This is a genomic window from Epilithonimonas sp. JDS (genome assembly GCF_021261315.1).
Lineage (GTDB): Bacteria > Bacteroidota > Bacteroidia > Flavobacteriales > Weeksellaceae > Epilithonimonas.
Genome location: NZ_JAJSAX010000002.1, coordinates 405726 through 423418, shown reverse-complemented (window position 1 = coordinate 423418; position 17693 = coordinate 405726). Strand labels below are relative to the sequence as shown.

Annotated in this window: 17 protein-coding genes; 12 read left to right on the top strand and 5 right to left on the bottom strand. The window is 38.1% G+C overall.

Translation table 11 applies throughout. From position 1 onward, the window contains the following. The first annotated feature begins 173 nt into the window (after nt 1–173). The 4 genes from gyrB (at nt 174) to LUD75_RS08635 (ending at nt 4503) form a co-directional block, all read left to right on the top strand. Nucleotides 174–2108, top strand: a complete 1935-nt coding sequence (gene gyrB / locus LUD75_RS08650; RefSeq protein WP_232705275.1) for a DNA topoisomerase (ATP-hydrolyzing) subunit B — start codon at nt 174–176, stop codon at nt 2106–2108. Between the two features lie 62 nt (nt 2109–2170). After that, the gene (locus LUD75_RS08645; protein WP_232705274.1) at nt 2171–2956 is read left to right on the top strand and encodes an RsiV family protein; all 786 of its coding nucleotides are present in this window, start codon (nt 2171–2173) and stop codon (nt 2954–2956) included. Between the two features lies 1 nt (nt 2957). Further along, the gene (locus LUD75_RS08640; protein WP_232705273.1) at nt 2958–3407 is read left to right on the top strand and encodes a DUF6526 family protein; all 450 of its coding nucleotides are present in this window, start codon (nt 2958–2960) and stop codon (nt 3405–3407) included. Nucleotides 3408–3654: 247 nt separating this feature from the next. Next, nucleotides 3655–4503: a diacylglycerol kinase family protein gene (locus LUD75_RS08635; protein ID WP_232705272.1), complete on the top strand. Its 849-nt coding sequence runs from the start codon at nt 3655–3657 to the stop codon at nt 4501–4503. On the opposite strand, the gene LUD75_RS08630 is transcribed toward LUD75_RS08635, so the two are convergent. Continuing rightward, nucleotides 4504–5082: a hypothetical protein gene (locus LUD75_RS08630; protein ID WP_232705271.1), complete on the bottom strand. Its 579-nt coding sequence runs from the start codon at nt 5080–5082 to the stop codon at nt 4504–4506. 111 nt (nt 5083–5193) lie between these two features. Between LUD75_RS08630 and LUD75_RS08625 the strand changes: the two genes are divergently transcribed. From LUD75_RS08625 to LUD75_RS08590, 8 genes are all read left to right on the top strand, one after another. Continuing rightward, entirely contained in the window at nt 5194–6408 is a 1215-nt protein-coding gene (locus LUD75_RS08625; RefSeq protein WP_232705270.1) for an HD domain-containing protein, read from the top strand. A gap of 73 nt (nt 6409–6481) precedes the next feature. Further along, nucleotides 6482–7504, top strand: coding sequence for a UDP-3-O-(3-hydroxymyristoyl)glucosamine N-acyltransferase (gene lpxD / locus LUD75_RS08620; protein ID WP_232705269.1), 1023 nt, complete (start codon nt 6482–6484; stop codon nt 7502–7504). Nucleotides 7505–7552: 48 nt separating this feature from the next. Beyond that, complete coding sequence (locus LUD75_RS08615; RefSeq protein WP_232705268.1) at nt 7553–8947, top strand: bifunctional UDP-3-O-[3-hydroxymyristoyl] N-acetylglucosamine deacetylase/3-hydroxyacyl-ACP dehydratase; 1395 nt, start codon at nt 7553–7555, stop codon at nt 8945–8947. Between the two features lie 3 nt (nt 8948–8950). Then, the gene (gene lpxA / locus LUD75_RS08610; protein ID WP_232705267.1) at nt 8951–9739 is read left to right on the top strand and encodes an acyl-ACP--UDP-N-acetylglucosamine O-acyltransferase; all 789 of its coding nucleotides are present in this window, start codon (nt 8951–8953) and stop codon (nt 9737–9739) included. A 27-nt stretch (nt 9740–9766) separates the two neighbouring features. Continuing rightward, on the top strand, nt 9767–10330 hold the full coding sequence (gene efp / locus LUD75_RS08605) for an elongation factor P (protein ID WP_232705266.1): 564 nt from the start codon (nt 9767–9769) through the stop codon (nt 10328–10330). Nucleotides 10331–10531: 201 nt separating this feature from the next. Then, nucleotides 10532–11434: an LpxD N-terminal domain-containing protein gene (locus LUD75_RS08600; protein ID WP_232705265.1), complete on the top strand. Its 903-nt coding sequence runs from the start codon at nt 10532–10534 to the stop codon at nt 11432–11434. Nucleotides 11435–11544: 110 nt separating this feature from the next. After that, nucleotides 11545–12417: a succinate--CoA ligase subunit alpha gene (gene sucD, locus LUD75_RS08595; RefSeq protein ID WP_034964951.1), complete on the top strand. Its 873-nt coding sequence runs from the start codon at nt 11545–11547 to the stop codon at nt 12415–12417. A gap of 105 nt (nt 12418–12522) precedes the next feature. Beyond that, the gene (locus LUD75_RS08590) at nt 12523–13182 is read left to right on the top strand and encodes a porin family protein (RefSeq protein ID WP_232705264.1); all 660 of its coding nucleotides are present in this window, start codon (nt 12523–12525) and stop codon (nt 13180–13182) included. A 52-nt stretch (nt 13183–13234) separates the two neighbouring features. On the opposite strand, the gene recA is transcribed toward LUD75_RS08590, so the two are convergent. The 4 genes from recA to pfkA form a co-directional block, all read right to left on the bottom strand. Continuing rightward, entirely contained in the window at nt 13235–14236 is a 1002-nt protein-coding gene (recA, locus tag LUD75_RS08585) for a recombinase RecA (RefSeq protein WP_034964953.1), read from the bottom strand. Between the two features lie 90 nt (nt 14237–14326). After that, nucleotides 14327–15523 (bottom strand): oxygenase MpaB family protein, encoded by a 1197-nt coding sequence (locus LUD75_RS08580; RefSeq protein ID WP_232705263.1) that lies wholly within the window; start codon nt 15521–15523, stop codon nt 14327–14329. Nucleotides 15524–15639: 116 nt separating this feature from the next. Beyond that, nucleotides 15640–16644 carry a type I glyceraldehyde-3-phosphate dehydrogenase gene (gene gap, locus LUD75_RS08575; protein WP_232705262.1) on the bottom strand — a complete coding sequence of 335 codons (1005 nt, stop codon included), beginning with the start codon at nt 16642–16644 and terminating at the stop codon, nt 15640–15642. 57 nt (nt 16645–16701) lie between these two features. Beyond that, the gene (gene pfkA, locus LUD75_RS08570; RefSeq protein WP_232705261.1) at nt 16702–17688 is read right to left on the bottom strand and encodes a 6-phosphofructokinase; all 987 of its coding nucleotides are present in this window, start codon (nt 17686–17688) and stop codon (nt 16702–16704) included. Nucleotides 17689–17693: the final 5 nt, after the last annotated feature.

Below are 17693 nucleotides of genomic sequence, written 5' to 3'. Positions count from 1 at the left end.
CCAAGCTTCCCTGTTAAAAACTTCTCCTTTCTGCCTCAATTTAATACTTTCATATCTCGAAAAAAATCACGATATTTGTAAGCATTTTAACAAAATAATTTAACAAATTAAAAAGAAATATTCTCAAGCTAACTATTTGAAAGATTGAGTCTTATGTCTTTAATATAAAAAATATGAGTCAAAAAGAATATACAGCGAGTAGCATCCAGGCCCTGGAAGGAATGGAACACGTGAGGTTGAGACCATCAATGTACATCGGCGACGTTGGCGTGAGAGGTCTTCACCATTTGGTTTATGAAGTAGTGGACAACTCGATTGATGAGGCGCTGGCAGGCTATTGCGACACAATCAAAGTGACTATTCACGAAGGTGAAAGCATTTCTGTAAAAGATAACGGTCGTGGGATTCCAGTTGATTTCCACGAGAAAGAACAGAAATCTGCGCTTGAGGTGGTAATGACCAAAATCGGAGCCGGCGGTAAATTCGATAAAGATTCTTACAAAGTTTCCGGTGGTCTTCACGGCGTTGGGGTTTCTTGTGTGAATGCACTTTCAACCTTGTTAGTGGCGACAGTTAGCCGTAACGGAAAACTATATCAACAAAAATATTCTGAAGGAAAAGCTTTGGCAGATGTTGCCGAAATCGGAACTACAGCAGAAAGAGGAACGGAAGTTTTCTTCCAGCCAGACGGAACTATTTTCCAGGAATTAGTGTACAACTACGATACTTTGGCGAACAGACTTAGAGAGTTGTCTTTCCTTAACAAAGGGATTTCGATTACTTTGATTGATGAGAGACATCCAAACGAAGACGGAAGTTTCCAGTCAGAGATTTTCCATTCGGAAGGTGGACTTAGAGAATTCGTAGAATACATCGACGGAAACCGTGAGTCCATTATGGAGAATGTGATTTTTATGGAAAGCGAAAGAGAAGGGATTCCTGTGGAGGTGGCGATGCGTTACAACACATCGTTTACGGAGAATTTGCACTCTTATGTTAATAATATCAACACCCACGAAGGTGGAACGCACTTGGCAGGTTTCAGAAGAGCTTTGACAAGAACGCTTAAAAAATATGCTGATGACCTTGGGATTCCTGCAAAAGAAAAAGTGGAGATTACAGGTGACGATTTCCGTGAAGGATTGACTGCTGTGGTTTCTGTAAAAGTAATGGAACCTCAGTTCGAAGGTCAAACCAAAACGAAATTAGGTAACTCCGAAGTTTCCGGAGCGGTTGATAAAATCGTTGGCGAAATGCTGACAAACTTCCTTGAGGAAAATCCAAACGAAGCAAAAATCATCGTTCAGAAAGTTGTTTTGGCAGCGAAAGCAAGACAGGCAGCGAAGAAAGCGAGAGAAATGGTTCAGAGAAAATCGCCGATGGGTGGTTCTGGATTGCCAGGGAAATTATCCGATTGTTCTTCCAAAGACCCGGCTGAGTCAGAATTGTTCCTTGTCGAGGGAGATTCCGCAGGTGGAACGGCTAAGCAAGGTCGTGACCGTCATTTCCAGGCGATTTTGCCTTTGAGAGGTAAGATTTTGAATGTTGAGAAATCAATGCTTCACAAAGTTTATGACAACGAGGAGATTAAAAATATCTATACGGCACTTGGTGTTTCTGTAGGAACAGAGGAGGATTCCAAAGCTTTGAATATGAGCAAACTAAGATACCACAAAATCGTTATTATGACCGATGCGGATATCGATGGTTCTCACATTTCCACTTTGATTCTGACATTCTTTTTCCGTTTTATGAATGAGATGATTGAGAATGGATACATCTACATCGCACAACCGCCTTTGTATCTTTTGAAAAAAGGAAACAAAAAAATCTATGCTTACAACGAGAAAGAGCGTGAACAATTCACTTTGGAATTGGCTCCGGACGGAAAAGGTGTTGAGGTTCAGCGTTATAAAGGTCTTGGGGAGATGAATCCTGAGCAACTTTGGGAAACAACATTGAACCCAGAAAACCGAATCCTGAAACAAGTAACGATTGAAAATGCAGTAGAAGCAGATTCAACGTTCTCAATGTTGATGGGCGATGAGGTTCCACCAAGACGAGAATTTATTGAAAAGAACGCAGTCTACGCAAGAATAGACGTTTAAGTTATAATTTAAAACCTTCCAATTTTGGAAGGTTTTTTGTTATCATTCTAAAAATTAAATTTATGAAAAACTTAATCGCAATTTTATCTTTCGCAGTTCTACTTTCGTCCTGTAATAAAACAGAAAACACAAAAGTTTCCAGCACAAAATCCGATAGCATAGAAACCAAAAAAGAATTCGCCATCGATTCCTTGAGAGTTCAAGATTCTGTAAAAGTTGCAAAAACATTGACTTTATCCTTCGAAAAACAAATTTTATTATTTCCGGATATTACCAACAAAACACTTCTCGACAGCATCTACAAACCTGCAAATATCAGTTCTGAAGATTATTCTAAGAAAACACTTTCTGGGATTTTAGAGAAGTTCAAAACGGAATCTTTAAAAAAGGATGATTCGCAGGAGTATATGCCGGAGTTCAAACAAACCTGGGAAGAAATGTCAGCAATGAAACTGATTTCGAACCAAGACGATATTTTGACCTTGCAATATGCAGGAAACGGTTATTCTGGCGGTGCACACGGCTATTATTTCGAAAGTTACAAAGCTTTTGATTTGAAAAATAACAAAGTGATTTCGCAAAACGATATTTTCAAAAATCCGACAGATGTCAGTTGGAACAAGATTCTTCAAAATCATTTTGATGAGCCAGAACAAAAAGAAATGCTTTTGGTAGATAAAATTGAACTGAACAATAACTTCTTTTTTGACCAGAATAAAATCACATTCGTTTACAATCAGTACGAAATCACGGCTTACGCAGCTGGCGTGGTTTATATCACTTTAAATTTCAAAGACATCAAGGACCAACTGAAACCAGAATTCATCCAACAATATAAAATCAAATAAAATGAGCAACCAAAATCTTAAGAATTATCGCAAGTTTTATCCATTGCATCATTTTGTGGTTTATCCGGCCGGTTTAGTTTTACTCGTTTTTTCACTTTACAGATTGTGGAAAAACATCAATGTCAACGAAGAGTTTGTATGGATTTGGGCTGCGATTTCTTTCGCTTCAATTTTGATAATTCTAATATCATATATGTTGAGACAACATTACGCGGTTGGTCTTCAGGACAGAATTATCATTAATGAATTCAAACTTCGCTATTTCACTTTGACAGGCACAAGGCTTGAAAGTTTACCATATCAATTTTCCGATTCTCAGATTTTCGCACTCAGATTTTCAGAAGACGAAGATTTGGTTGAATTAATGAGCAAAGCAAGCGAAAACGATTGGTCCGCTTCCAAAATCAAAGAAAACATCAATCATTGGAAAGCTGATAATAAAAGGATTTAGTAATAATATTTTATCTAAATACAATCTCAAAGCAAAGAGTATAGGTCAAAATAACTATCAAAGTTCAGAGAAGGACCTCTCTTAGATTAACGTTAAAAAATAGAACCGCAGAGCGGAGAAACTGTTGGTAGAAAAGAACCGAATAATACATACAAAGCTCCAGAGGAGCGACCAATTTTTTAAATTAAAAATAAAATAACTCAACAAAATACTCTGAAATCCTCAGAGTATTTTTACTTTTGAACCTATGAACGTAGCCTTCATCATCAACCCATTTTCCGCAAAGAAAAACTACCAACCTTTTTTGGACGAGCTTTCAAAAAAAGTAGATAATCCTTTGTTTCTGGTTTCGAAATCTCTGGAAGATACAGATGCTTTCATTGATGAGCATTGGGGTGATGTTGACGTTTTTGTGGCTGTTGGTGGCGATGGAACAATTTCCACGGTGGCGAAAAAACTCATTAATTCAGAAAAAATTCTGGCAGTTTTCCCCGCAGGTTCAGGAAACGGATTTTCCAACGAAACGAATTTTAGCAAAAATATCTCCTTATTATTAGATAAAATTAAAAATGAGAAATTCCGTGAAATCGATACGTTTACGGTGAACGAACATTTCTCTATCAATGTTTCAGGAACTGGTTTTGACGGAAAAGTCGTGAAGGAATTTGAAAAGACCAATCGCGGTTTCAAAAACTACATCAAAGTTTCCATCGAGACATTCTTCAATTACAAACCAATCACAATTAAGTTTTCCGATTCCAAATTTCAATCCTATAACGGAACTTATTTGATGGTAAATGTCGCCAACACACGACAGTTCGGCAACAACGCCTACATCGCGCCAATGGCGAGCAAAAGTGATGGTTTGGTGGATTTGGTTTTGGTCAAAAAGTTTCCGCTTTATTATTCACCGTTTTTCGCGTATCGGATGTTTGCAAAACGTTTGAAAGACGACGATTACGTTTCCTATCTTCCCGTGTCAGAGGTGGAATTTGAAGTCAACACCAAAAATTGGCACATCGACGGCGAATTCAAAAAGATAAAATCCCCGATTTCTATCAAGGTTTTGCCGAAGAGTTTGCGGATTTTGGTGTGATTAATTATTTTGGCTTAACAATGTATTAAGTTTGTCATAATCCCCATTTTGACCAAAATTATCAGTATTAACATTGGTTCCAATAATCTGATGTTGCTTACAACTAAAACAAATCTTTGCAATCCCAACTATTTTTCCTTGATTTTTAAAAACTAAAATATCTCTATAAACTGCGATACAAGCGTAGGTGCCACTTTCGTCAATTGTTTTATCAATAAATATTTTATCAATTTCACGAAATTTATTTTTTGGAATTTCTTGTTTCGTGAAACCTATTTTATTCATTGATTCTAAGAAATTGGTTTGAGTAATATTCTCTGGAAAATTTCCTACTACAACGTCAAATTTTAATTTATCAGCTTTCGATTTGTTTTTGTTTTCTTCCAATTTTAAAACACTGTATTCATCGTAATCACTTTTGTAATAATCTATGAAGTCGTACTCGAAAAATTTTTTGCCAATCTTTGGAACAAAAACCTTTTCTTCCTTTTCGGTTTTTTGTTCAATCAGATTGTGAGATTTCTTTTCACAAGATTCAATAGATAAAACAATTATTATTAAATATAAGAGAGACTTCATTTAGTTTTATTAAAAAGGTAATCACTCAAATATACAAATCAAATCAAATAAAATCATCCAATTTCCCTATTTTTGTATCAATCATCATTTATCAACTATCATTTATAGATTGTGCAGAACAAACTCAAAATCATCAACGACCCCGTTCACGGCTTTATCAAAATTCCACACGAGATTCTTTTTGACGTCATAGAACATCCTTATTTTCAGAGACTGAGACGCATTTCCCAAACCGGCTTGCTTTCACTGATTTTTCCAGGCGCAAAACATACAAGATTTCACCACGCTCTTGGTGCGATGAACCTGATGTTCAAAGCATTGGAAACTTTGAAGCTGAAAGGAATCAAGATTTCAAAAGAGGAAGAAGAAGCGGCGATGTTGGCTATTTTGATGCACGATATTGGTCACGGTCCGTTTTCCCACGCCTTGGAAAACAGGTTGATGGACGATTGGCACCACGAGAAAATTTCGATTTTATTGATGACGCGATTGAATGAAGAGTTTGATGGGAAATTGGATTTGGCGACTGAAATGTTCCAAGGAAAATACCACAGGGTGTTTTTCAACCAATTGATTTCCTCGCAGTTAGATGTTGATAGAATGGATTATTTGAAGCGAGACAGTTTTTATACAGGCGTTTCCGAAGGCGACGTGAATGTGGAAAGAATCATCTCAATGATGAACGTGAGTAACGAAAAATTGGTCATTGATGCAAAAGGAATTTATTCCATCGAAAATTATTTGACCGCCAGAATGTTTATGTATTGGCAGGTTTATTATCACAAAACTGCGGCGTTGGCAGAACACGTTTTGGTTCAGATTCTCAACAGAGCAAAATATTTGGTCTCGCAAAATTTGGAATTGGATGCGCCATCCAACCTGAAATATTTTTTGATTAAGAATAAATTTGATGAAGCCACGGAAGAAGACATCAGAAGATTCACAATGCTCGATGATATGGATGTTTTCCAGGCGATAAAAGAGTGGACGGAGAATCCTGATTTTATTTTGGCTAAGCTTTGCAAAGTGGTAATTTATAGAGATTTTCCGAAAAGTATCATTTCATCAAAACCATTTTCTGAAGAATTTATTCAAGAAAAAATTGATAAGACCAATCATCACTTTAATATCGATAATGCAGAAGAATTGGTTGGACAAATTTCACGAACGCTTTTGCCTTATGATACAGAGAAACAGCCTATTTATCTGATGGATAAAACAGGTGAAACTTTCAAATTAGAAGAGTCTGAAAATCAGATATTATTTGGTTGTATGGAGAATGCGACGAAGAAATATATCGCCTATTTTCCAAGAGAAATTTTATAATTAAAGTAAAACTGTTTTTGATTCGTCATAATTAATTAATGGATAATTAATAAAATATTTATCTTTGCAAACTATGGAATTTACTGCGCAACAAATTGCAAATTTTATAAACGGGAAAATCATCGGAAATCCCGAAACGGTCATCACAGGCGTTTCTCCTATTGAGAATGGAGAGAAGGGACATTTGTCTTTCATTGGACAATCCAGATTTTTAGAATTTTTGGAGAATACAGAATGCGCAGTTCTAATTGTTTCAGAAAGCTTAATATTAGAAAATAAAGATTATAAACCTGTAATCATTGCGGTAGAAGATGCCTATCTTTCTTTTCAGATCCTGATGAATCTTTATCAAGAAATGCAGGGTAGAAGAACAGGTATCGAAGCTGGATCTTTCTTTCACGAGACTGCAAAAGTTGGTGAAGATGTGTATATTGGTGCCTTCACTTATGTTTCTGAGAAAGCAACGGTTGGTGATGGCACGCAGATCTTTCCGCACGTTTACATCGGTAAAGGTGTGAAGATTGGAAAAAATTGCAAAATTGACAGTGGTGCAAGAATATACGATTATTGTATCGTTGGTGATAATTGCGTTATTCATTCAAACACAGTTGTTGGTGGTGACGGATTTGGTTTCCAGCCAACGGCTGAAGGTTTTAAGAAAATTCCACAATTAGGAAATGTCATTATTGAAGATGATGTAGAAATCGGTTCCAATTGCAGTATCGACCGTGCAACTATCGGTTCAACGGTGATCGGCAAAGGAACCAAAATTGATAATTTGATTCAAATCGCACACAATGTGAAAATTGGTCAAAACAATGTGATCGCGGCTCAAGCTGGGATTGCAGGTTCTACAATTATTGGAGACTGGAATCAGATTGGAGGTCAGGTAGGAATTGTCGGTCATATCAAAATTGGAAATCAAGTCAAAATCCAGGCGCAAAGTGGGGTAAACCACGCTGCGAAAGATGGTGAGACACTTTACGGTTCGCCAGCAATTAATTATAGCGATTACAGAAGAAATTACGTACATTTCCGTAATTTTACCGACATAGTCAAGAGAATAAACGATTTAGAAAATAAAAAATCAGAGTAAAGGTATCAGGAGCCAAGACACAGTTCTTCCCGCCTCAAAACTAATACAATGAGTGATAAACAAAAAACAATCAGCGAAGAAATCAAACTTTCGGGTATTGGTCTTCACACAGGTAGAGAAGTTAATCTTACCATCAAACCGGCTAAGGAAAACACCGGATTCGTATTCGTAAGAACAGATCTAGAAGGTCATCCTCAGGTAGAGGCTGACGTCAATTACGTAACCACTACAGAAAGAGGAACTACTCTGGAAAAGTTAGGGGTCAAAATCCATACTTGCGAGCATCTTTTAGCTGCTTTGGTCGGTATGGATATTGATAATGCCTTCCTTGAAATGAATAGTGCAGAGCCACCGATTTTGGATGGTTCTTCCAAATATTTTGTAGAAGCGATTGAGAAAGCAGGCGTTAAAGAACAAGATCTTGCAAGAGAATATCTTGTGGTGAAAGAAGTGATGAACTACATCGACCCTTCCACAGGTTCCGAGATCACAGTCATTCCAGCAGACGATTACGAGATTACAACTATGGTAGATTTTGGAACCAAAGTTTTGGGAACTCAAAATGCCAGTATGAAAAATCTTTCCGAATTCAAAGAAGAGATTGCACCGGCGAGGACATTCAGTTTCTTGCACGAGTTGGAGCAGCTTTTGGATGCAAATCTTATCAAAGGTGGTGATATCAGCAATGCTATTGTTTATGTAGATAAAGAGTTGACACCGGAAACCACAGAAAAACTGAAATTAGCTTTCGGTAAAGACGAAGTTTCTATCCGTCCAAACGGAATTCTTGACAATCTTACCCTTAACTTCCCAAATGAAGCTGCCCGTCACAAACTATTGGATGTGATCGGAGATTTGGCTTTGGTTGGTGTTAGAATCAAAGGTAGAGTGATTGCCAACAAACCTGGACACTTCGTAAACACACAGTTCGCAAAAAAACTTAATAGACAATACAAATTGCAAAAGAGAAAAAATGTTCCTGATTTTGATCTGAAAGCAGAACCTGTTTTTGATATCAATGGCATCATGAAATTGTTGCCTCACAGACCACCGTTTCTTCTGGTTGATAAAATCTTACAATTGTCAGAAACCCACGTGGTTGGTTTGAAAAACGTTTCTATGAACGAGCCGTTTTTCGTTGGCCACTTCCCGAAAGAACCGGTAATGCCAGGCGTTTTGCAAATCGAAGCGATGGCACAGGTTGGTGGGATTTTGGTTTTGGCAAATGTGCCGGATCCGGAAAATTACTCCACCTATTTTGTTAAGATGGACAATGTGAAATTCAAGAAGAAAGTAGTTCCAGGAGATCAGCTGATATTCAAAATTGAATTGATAGAGCCGATCAGAAGAGGAATCGTTCATATGCAGGGTTACGGTTATGTAGGAGACAGCGTTGTTGTAGAAGCTGAACTAATGGCTCAAGTTGCAAAAACTAAAAACTAATCTATGATTCATCAGCTTACAGCAGTAGATCCCCGCGCAAAAATTGGAAAAAATGTAACCATTGAACCTTTTACAACCATTGGTGCTAATGTAACTGTTGGCTCCGACACCTGGATTGGTCCAAATGTGACCATCATGGAAAATGTAAAAATCGGGAAAAACTGCAAAATTTTTCCTGGAACTGTCATTGGTGCTGTTCCACAGGATCTTAAATTTGATGGAGAAGATACTCAGGTCATCATCGGCGACGGAACTACGCTTAGAGAATGCGTCACGATCAACCGTGGTACAAAAGCTTTGGGATACACTAAAGTCGGAAACAACTGTCTAATTATGGCGACCTCTCACATCGCTCACGATTGCATCGTAGGTGATAATGTGATCATTGCAAACGGCTGTGGAATCGCAGGTCACGTGGAAATTGGAGATTTTGTTGTAATGGGCGGACTTTCTGCGGTTCAGCAATTTGGCAAAATAGGAAAGCATGTGATGATTTCCGGAGGTTCATTGATCAGAAAAGATATTCCGCCTTACGTAAAAGTAGCAAGAGAACCAATTTCTTACGCCGGAATCAATTCTGTTGGTCTTAGAAGAAGAGGCTTTACCAACGATAAAATCTTCGAGATTCAAAAAATATACAGAGCTGTTTTTCAAATGAAGATGAACACGACTCAGGCAATAGAATACATCGAAAAAGAAATGCTTCCAACAATGGAAAGAGATGAGATTATTACATTCATCCAGAATTCTCCAAGAGGAATTGTAAAAGGATACGGATCCAACAAAGAATAAAAAATAATACAAGTTTATATATAACTAATGGCAACAAGCAACGATATTAGAAAAGGACTTTGCATCGAATTCAGCAATGATATTTTCAAAGTAATCGAGTTTCTACACGTAAAACCAGGAAAAGGTCCTGCTTTCGTAAGAACAAAATTAAAATCTGTAACCAACGGAAAAGTATTGGACAACACATTCTCCGCAGGTCACAAGATCGACGAAGTAAAAGTGATCACAAGAAAATTCCAGTATCTGTATGATGACGAGAATGGATTCCACTTTATGAACAACGACGATTTCTCTCAACTTTACCTTGATAAAGAAATGATTGAAAATTCCCAGTTCATGAAAGCGGGAGAGGAAGTAACCATCATCCTGAAAGAAGCGGACGAAACGCCACTTTCTGCGGAACTTCCACAATCAGTTTATCTGGAAGTGGTAGAAGCTGATCCAGGCGTGAAAGGAAACACAGCAACCAACGCACTGAAAAATGCAATCGTAGAAACAGGTGCAAGAGTAATGGTTCCATTATTCATCGAGCCAGGCGACAAAATCAAAATCAGTACAGAAGACGGTTCTTACTTGGAAAGAGTAAAATAAAATATAGCAGGAAGCTGGAAGCATTAAGTTTTCCAGCTTTCGTTTTTTTATGGCAGCTTTTCCGCCTTCCACTCCCGCTTTTTTGCTCGTCGTTCCTCCTCACAAAAAGAGCTTCGTTCAAGTCGGGCTGCAGATTCGTAATCATTAAGACGATTCTTATCTAAAATCTAACATCTAATGTCTAAATTCTAATATCAAACTATGACATTCAATCAGCCACAACAACTCAAGACCATTGCTGATATCATCAATGCAAAATACATCGGCCCAGAAGATTTCCCAGTCTTAGGAACCAACGAAATCCATATGGTAAAAGCCGGAGAAATTGTCTTCGTCAACCATCCAAAATATTACGACAAAGCGCTCAATTCCAACGCTACAATTATTTTAATAGATAAGGAAGTAGAATGCCCGGCAGGAAAAGCACTTTTGGTTTCCGATGATCCTTTCAGGGATTTTAATAAGATCAATATACATTTCACAAGAATATCAAACTTTAGAGAAGAACTTCACGACCTGGAAGTTGGAGACGGAACCTTCATACATCCTTCAGTCGTAATTGGAAACGAAGTGAAAATAGGAAAGAACTGCCACATTTTCCCGAATGTCGTGATTGGAGACAGAACAGTAATCGGTGATAATGTGATTATCCAGGCCAACACTGTTTTAGGTGGTGACGCATTTTATTACAGAAAACTCAACGGAAATTTCGACAGACTGATCTCAGTCGGAAACGTCATCATCGAAAATAATGTAGAGATCGGAAACGGTTGCACCATCGATAGAGGCGTGACGGATCCAACAATTATTGGCGAAGGAAGTATTCTGGACAATCAGATCCAGATTGGTCACGATACAATTGTTGGTAAAAAATGTCTCATCGCTTCTCAAACCGGAATCGCCGGCTGCTGCATCATCGAGGATGAAGTGACAATCTGGGGACAAGTCGGAATGGCTTCTGGCGTAAGAATCGAAAAAGGAACTGTTCTTCTTGCGAAATGTGGGGTCAACAGAGATTTGAAAAAAGGAACGTACTTTGGACCTATCGCGGAAGAGTTCAGAGATTACCTAAGAAAAGAAGTAAAACTCAAAAATCTGAAGTAAATCATATTTTATTAATCTAAAAAATTATTGATTACAAGAAATTTTTGGATTATTATCGTTATTTTTGCGAATAACAAAGTTTTATAAAATCAATAAATTACAATAAAAAAATGTCAGTATTAGTAAACAAAGATTCTAAAGTTATCGTACAAGGATTTACAGGTAACGAAGGTACTTTCCACGCAGGTCAAATGATCGATTACGGAACCAACGTTGTTGGTGGTGTAACTCCGGGAAAAGGAGGTTCTGAGCACCTTGGTAAGCCGGTTTTCAATTCTGTGGCAGAAGCTGTAGAGAAAGCAGGAGCTAATGTGAGTATTATTTTCGTACCGCCTGCATTTGCTGCAGATGCTGTAATGGAAGCTGCTGAGGCAGGTATCAAAGTTATTGTATGTATCACAGAAGGGATTCCTGTTGCTGATATGGTAAAAGTTAAGGATTATATCCAAGACAGAGACGTTCGTTTGATTGGTCCAAACTGTCCTGGTATCATCACTTCAGACGAAGCTAAAATTGGAATAATGCCAGGTTTCGTTTTCAAAAAAGGAAAAGTTGGTATCGTTTCAAAATCTGGAACTTTAACTTACGAAGCAGCAGATCAAGTTGTGAAAGCTGGTTTCGGAGTTTCTACAGCAATCGGAATTGGTGGAGATCCAATCATTGGAACAACTACAAAAGAGGCTTTGGAATTGTTCATCAACGATCCGGAAACTGAAGCGGTTGTAATGATCGGTGAGATCGGTGGATCTTTGGAAGCTGAGGCTGCAAGATGGTACAAAGCGAGTGGTTCTACAAAACCAGTTGTAGGTTTCATCGCAGGACAAACAGCTCCGAAAGGAAGAACAATGGGTCACGCAGGTGCGATCGTAGGTGGTGATGATGATACTGCACAGGCAAAAATGGCTATCATGGCAGAAAACGGAATTCACGTTGTAGATTCTCCAGCAGAGATTGGAGTAACAGTAGCGAAAGTTTTAGCATAATATAATTGACTAAAATCTTTCTATAAAGTATATTTTGAGAAGCTCTATCCGAGCTTCTCATTTTTTTTGTTTAATTTTGAGCCAGAAAATATTTAAAACACACACATGAAAAAGATCCTTTTTGCATCTCTGATTTTCTCGTCATTATTATCTCAGGCACAGATTGACTTCAGGTCAACTGAATTCGGTGCTGTTGTAGGAGGAACATATTCCAGAGTTAGAAATGCGCACAATCCTTCAGGAGCCAGAATTTCCGTCTTGGGAGGTTTTGTTGCCCAAGTGCCGATTGGTGCGGGCGAGCAATATTATCTTCAGGCGGAAGCTTTATATTTTGGAGCCGGAGAAGGTGGCGATAAAAAATACGAGGATGCAAAAGGTTGGGAGCACGCTGTGTATGCCAATAATTATCTGAGCGTTCCGGTTAATTTCAAAGCCTATTTCTCCGAGGCAGAATCTGAGTTTTTTGGATTGATTGGCCCAAGATTCAATTTTTTGATTGATCAGAAAGTGAAAAATCCGGCTAAAGAATCTTATAAAACAGAAACTTACGGAAAAGCAAATTCTTTCAATTTAGGATTGGGAGCAGGTGTTGGTTTCAGTTACAAACGTCAGCTGGAACTTGCTTTGAAATATGACATCGGATTATCCAACGCGTATCCGGATCTTAAAAATTCGCCGGAAGAAATTGCGACTTTGGATGCGAATGTTGCCAAGAAAAAATCAGAACAGGTCATAAGTTTAGGACTCACTTATTTTTTCAAATAAAACAAAAAGGCTGTGAAATTTTCACAGCCTTTGTTTTTATATAACCTTGATGTTATTTATTTTTGATAATCTCTCTGATTTTTCCTTCGATCTCTTCAGAAAGTTCAGGATTGTCTTTCAATACGTCTTTCACAGCATCACGGCCTTGACCTAATTTGGTGTCTTCGTAGCTGAACCAAGATCCACTTTTCTTAACTACAGCAAGATCTACTGCAGTATCCAAGATCTCTCCAGACTTAGAAATTCCTTCACCATACATAATGTCGAATTCAGCCATTTTGAAAGGTGGCGCAACTTTGTTTTTCACAACCTTCACTTTTACACGGCTTCCAACAGCTTCGTCACCATTCTTGATCGGTGCACTTGCTTTTCTGATGTCAATTCTCACAGAAGCGTAGAATTTCAATGCGTTTCCACCAGTTGTCGTTTCTGGATTTCCGAACATCACACCGATCTTCTCACGAAGCTGATTGATGAAGATCACGGTACATTTTGTTCTTGAGATCGAACCGGTCAATTTTCTCAAAGCCTGAGACATCAATCTTGCATGAAGACCCATTTTCGAATCTCCCATTTCACCTTCGATCTCTGCTTTCGGCGTCAAAGCGGCAACGGAATCGATCACCACGATGTCAATTGCACCTGATCTGATCAAATTGTCAGCAATTTCCAAAGCTTGCTCACCATTGTCTGGTTGAGAGATGATCAAGTTTTCAAGATCCACACCCAATTTTGCAGCGTAGCTTCTGTCGAATGCGTGCTCAGCATCTATGAAAGCTGCGATTCCTCCAGTTTTTTGAGCTTCCGCAATGGCGTGTAAAGTCAATGTTGTTTTACCGGAAGATTCTGGTCCGTAGATTTCGATCACTCTTCCTCTTGGATAGCCGCCAACACCTAAAGCCAGGTCAATTCCCAATGAACCCGATGGAATTACTTCTATCGTGTGGTCCACAGAATCCTCGCCTAATGTCATTACGGTACCTTTTCCGTAGGTTTTATCTAGTTTTTCCAGCACCAGTTGTAGTGCTTTTTTCTTATCGTCGTTTGTACTCATTATGTCAAAAAATTATTCTCAAAAATACGGAATTTTAAAATCAAAATCCAATATTATTTTAGTTTGCGATTTTAATTTATCAATTGAAAATTAATGAAAATTTGAATTTTTTGTTATGTTCAAATAATCCGTCAGAACTTTCATTTGGTCTTTATTTCCTTTCTTTATTCGTGCTTCTCGGCTGATTGTCTTTTCATAGATTTTATTGAAAATCTTTTTTGAAACAGGAAATAGGTTTCTGTTTTTCACTTTCGGAATTTCCAATCTTTCACAAACTTCATCGTCCAACAAAAACCAAGTGCAACAGATGTGAAGATAACGTAGGTTTCGCCTTTGAAAATCAAATTTAAGTATAGGATTCTCCAAAGATTCATTTAATAACGAATGTGCTAGCAAAACGGAATCTTTGTCCGCTGAAGGTTGCACAGAAGTCCATAGATAGAAATATTCTGTCGCTTGCTTTTTGTCATCGGGTAGAAGTTCCTCTGGAATTCCCAACAAATAGCCGACATATTTCCAAAGTTGAAAAAGACCTTTTTCTTCTTGCTCAGAAAATGTGTTTCCTAATTTTTTTAAACTGTATAAAAACACCAGACTGAAACCGATGTAAGTTGCCATCATATCCCAGGAATTGATGGGTTCTCCCCAGTTTTTCGTGTCCCAATTTTTATAATGCTTCTTGATGGAAAGTCTTGCGTAGGAATGGATAAGTCTCGTTTTGATGGCAAATTCATAACCTTTTCGGTGGGTGAGAAGTGAGTCGGTTCGGGTAACATTAACCCAAAAATCCAACGTCTCGGATAGGCGTTTGACCGCTCCTTTTTTCAAGGCCTCAGTTACAATCAATGGTTTGTTGAGATAGGCATAATCGTAGCCACCAATTAAACAATAATCTCTCAGTGAAATCAAAGAATCCACATTGCAACGCATACAGAGTTCTGCGCCACTTTTTATCAATTCAAAATCTACCCAATCTGGAACTGACTGTGTTTGCCCAAAAAGTAATTTGACACTTTCTGGAACATCATCGTTTTCAGAAACGCCATTCCGGATATAGTTTTCAATTTGTTTTGAAGCTTCAGGAAAGGATTGTGTGAAGTAAATATCTTTTACGACTTGATCTCCAATTTCATCAACGTGATAATAATATTTAGAAAATTTATCGAAATCTTTAAAACTGACTTCTGCGCCGGAAAATTCGATGAGCTGTTTGCCGTTTCCGGTTTCCCAAAAGTTTTTGAAATGTGCTGAATCCCTGAATCGAGGTTGTAGAATTGATTTGTCCATCTAGGATAAAGTTACAATTATTGCTCCAAAATAGGACGGTGAGTTTTATCATTAATCAAAATAATAAAACCTTCCAAAATGAATTGAAAGGTTTCAGTTTTATTGAATGATTCAGATTACAAAGAAGCTGAATGTACAAGCATATCTGCCAATTTGTTAGAATAGCCCCATTCGTTGTCGTACCAAGATACCAATTTCACGAAAGTTGGGTTCAACATAATTCCAGCCTCTTTATCGAAGATAGAAGTTCTAGAATCGCTTACGAAATCCTGAGAAACTACAGCATCTTCTGTATATCCAAGGATGCCTTTTAGGTCACCTTCAGATGCAGTTTTGATAGCAGCACAGATCTCTTCGTAAGAAGTTGGTTTGTCCAATTTTACAGTTAAATCTACTACAGAAACGTCAGCAGTTGGAACTCTGAAAGACATTCCAGTCAATTTTCCGTTAAGAGAAGGGATCACTTTTCCTACCGCTTTTGCAGCACCTGTAGAAGAAGGGATGATGTTGTTCAATGCAGATCTACCACCTCTCCAGTCTTTTGCAGATGGTCCATCTACAGTTTTCTGAGTTGCAGTTGTAGCGTGTACAGTTGTCATAAGACCTTCTGCAATTCCGAAGTTATCGTGGATCACTTTTGCAAGAGGAGCAAGACAGTTAGTCGTACAAGATGCGTTTGAGAAGATCGCGATGTCGTTTGTTAATTCTTTGTGGTTTACACCCATTACGAACATTGGCGTATCATCTTTTGGTGGTGCAGAAAGGATCACTTTCTTAGCTCCAGCGTTGATATGAGCTTGTGCAGTTTCTTTAGACAAGAATAAACCTGTAGATTCTACGATATATTCTGCACCTACTTCATTCCATTTTAGGTTGTTAGGATCTTTCTCAGCAGTTACACGGATTGTTTTTCCGTTTACCACAAGGTTGTTACCTTGAACTGATACTTCTCCTTTGAACGTTCCGTGAACAGAATCGTACTTTAGCATGTAAGCCATGTATTCTGCATCGATAAGGTCATTGATACCTACAACTTCGATGTTTTCTCTTTCAGTCATTGCTCTGAAAACTAAACGTCCGATTCTCCCGAATCCGTTGATTCCTACTTTAATTGTTGACATATTATTTAAAATATTAAGGTTTTATTTTGTACTATAAATTTACGAAAATTTGACGAATTACATAGCAAGAATTTCCGCTATTTTAAGCAGATCCTTGTCAATTTCGTTATGTTTTTTGATGGCTTCCTCGATCGGTGTGTAAACGATTTTGTTCGATTGCATTCCCACCATTACTTTGTTTTTTCCTTCCATCAGTCCTACTACAGCGCCGTAACCAAGATTGCTGGCAAGCACTCTGTCTGCACAACTTGGCGAGCCTCCTCGTTGGATGTGTCCAAGAATGGTTACACGGATATCATAATTAGGGAATTCTTCTTTAGTAGCTTTTGCCAGGTCATAAATACTTGCTAATTCTTCGCCTTCTGCAACAACCACAATGCTGGATGATTTACCAACTTTTTCCGCCGTTCTGAAAGTGCTGAAAAGATCTTCCAAACTGTCTTTTCTTTCAGGAATCAGAATGTCTAATGCTCCGGTTGCAATCCCGCTGTTTAAGGCGATAAATCCTGCGTCACGTCCCATTACTTCTACAAAGAAAACTCTGTTGTGGGAAGTTGCAGTATCACGGATTTTATCGATCGCATCCATGGCTGTATTAAGAGCAGTGTCGTAACCAATTGTTTTATCAGTCCCGAAAATATCATTATCGATAGTTCCCGGAACACCAATTACTTTGATTCCAAACTCTTCATTGAAGACCTTTGCACCGGTGAAACTTCCGTCTCCTCCGATACAAACCAAAGCATCAATGCCTAATTTCTGGCATTGTTCAAAAGCTTTTTTTCTGCCTTCGGGCGTCATAAATTCTTTCGATCTTGCAGATTTCAGAATCGTTCCGCCTTGGTTAATAATATTTTTTACGGAACGTGGTCCCATTTTAATAACATCACCGGCAATCAGACCATTGTAACCTTCTCGGATTCCGTAACAGTCTATATTGTAGTAATTTGCTGTTCTTACAACAGCTCTAAGTGCAGCATTCATCCCGGGAGCATCGCCTCCGGAAGTAAAAACCGCAATAGATTTTATGTTGTTTTCTGACATATTTT

Coding starts and splice junctions, on each gene's coding strand:
- gyrB (WP_232705275.1), top strand. CDS start 174: ATGAGTCAAAAAGAATATACAGCGAGTAGCATCCAGGCCCTGGAAGGA.
- LUD75_RS08645 (WP_232705274.1), top strand. CDS start 2,171: ATGAAAAACTTAATCGCAATTTTATCTTTCGCAGTTCTACTTTCGTCC.
- LUD75_RS08640 (WP_232705273.1), top strand. CDS start 2,958: ATGAGCAACCAAAATCTTAAGAATTATCGCAAGTTTTATCCATTGCAT.
- LUD75_RS08635 (WP_232705272.1), top strand. CDS start 3,655: ATGAACGTAGCCTTCATCATCAACCCATTTTCCGCAAAGAAAAACTAC.
- LUD75_RS08630 (WP_232705271.1), bottom strand. CDS start 5,082: ATGAAGTCTCTCTTATATTTAATAATAATTGTTTTATCTATTGAATCT.
- lpxD (WP_232705269.1), top strand. CDS start 6,482: ATGGAATTTACTGCGCAACAAATTGCAAATTTTATAAACGGGAAAATC.
- LUD75_RS08615 (WP_232705268.1), top strand. CDS start 7,553: ATGAGTGATAAACAAAAAACAATCAGCGAAGAAATCAAACTTTCGGGT.
- lpxA (WP_232705267.1), top strand. CDS start 8,951: ATGATTCATCAGCTTACAGCAGTAGATCCCCGCGCAAAAATTGGAAAA.
- efp (WP_232705266.1), top strand. CDS start 9,767: ATGGCAACAAGCAACGATATTAGAAAAGGACTTTGCATCGAATTCAGC.
- LUD75_RS08600 (WP_232705265.1), top strand. CDS start 10,532: ATGACATTCAATCAGCCACAACAACTCAAGACCATTGCTGATATCATC.
- sucD (WP_034964951.1), top strand. CDS start 11,545: ATGTCAGTATTAGTAAACAAAGATTCTAAAGTTATCGTACAAGGATTT.
- LUD75_RS08590 (WP_232705264.1), top strand. CDS start 12,523: ATGAAAAAGATCCTTTTTGCATCTCTGATTTTCTCGTCATTATTATCT.
- recA (WP_034964953.1), bottom strand. CDS start 14,236: ATGAGTACAAACGACGATAAGAAAAAAGCACTACAACTGGTGCTGGAA.
- LUD75_RS08580 (WP_232705263.1), bottom strand. CDS start 15,523: ATGGACAAATCAATTCTACAACCTCGATTCAGGGATTCAGCACATTTC.
- gap (WP_232705262.1), bottom strand. CDS start 16,644: ATGTCAACAATTAAAGTAGGAATCAACGGATTCGGGAGAATCGGACGT.
- pfkA (WP_232705261.1), bottom strand. CDS start 17,688: ATGTCAGAAAACAACATAAAATCTATTGCGGTTTTTACTTCCGGAGGC.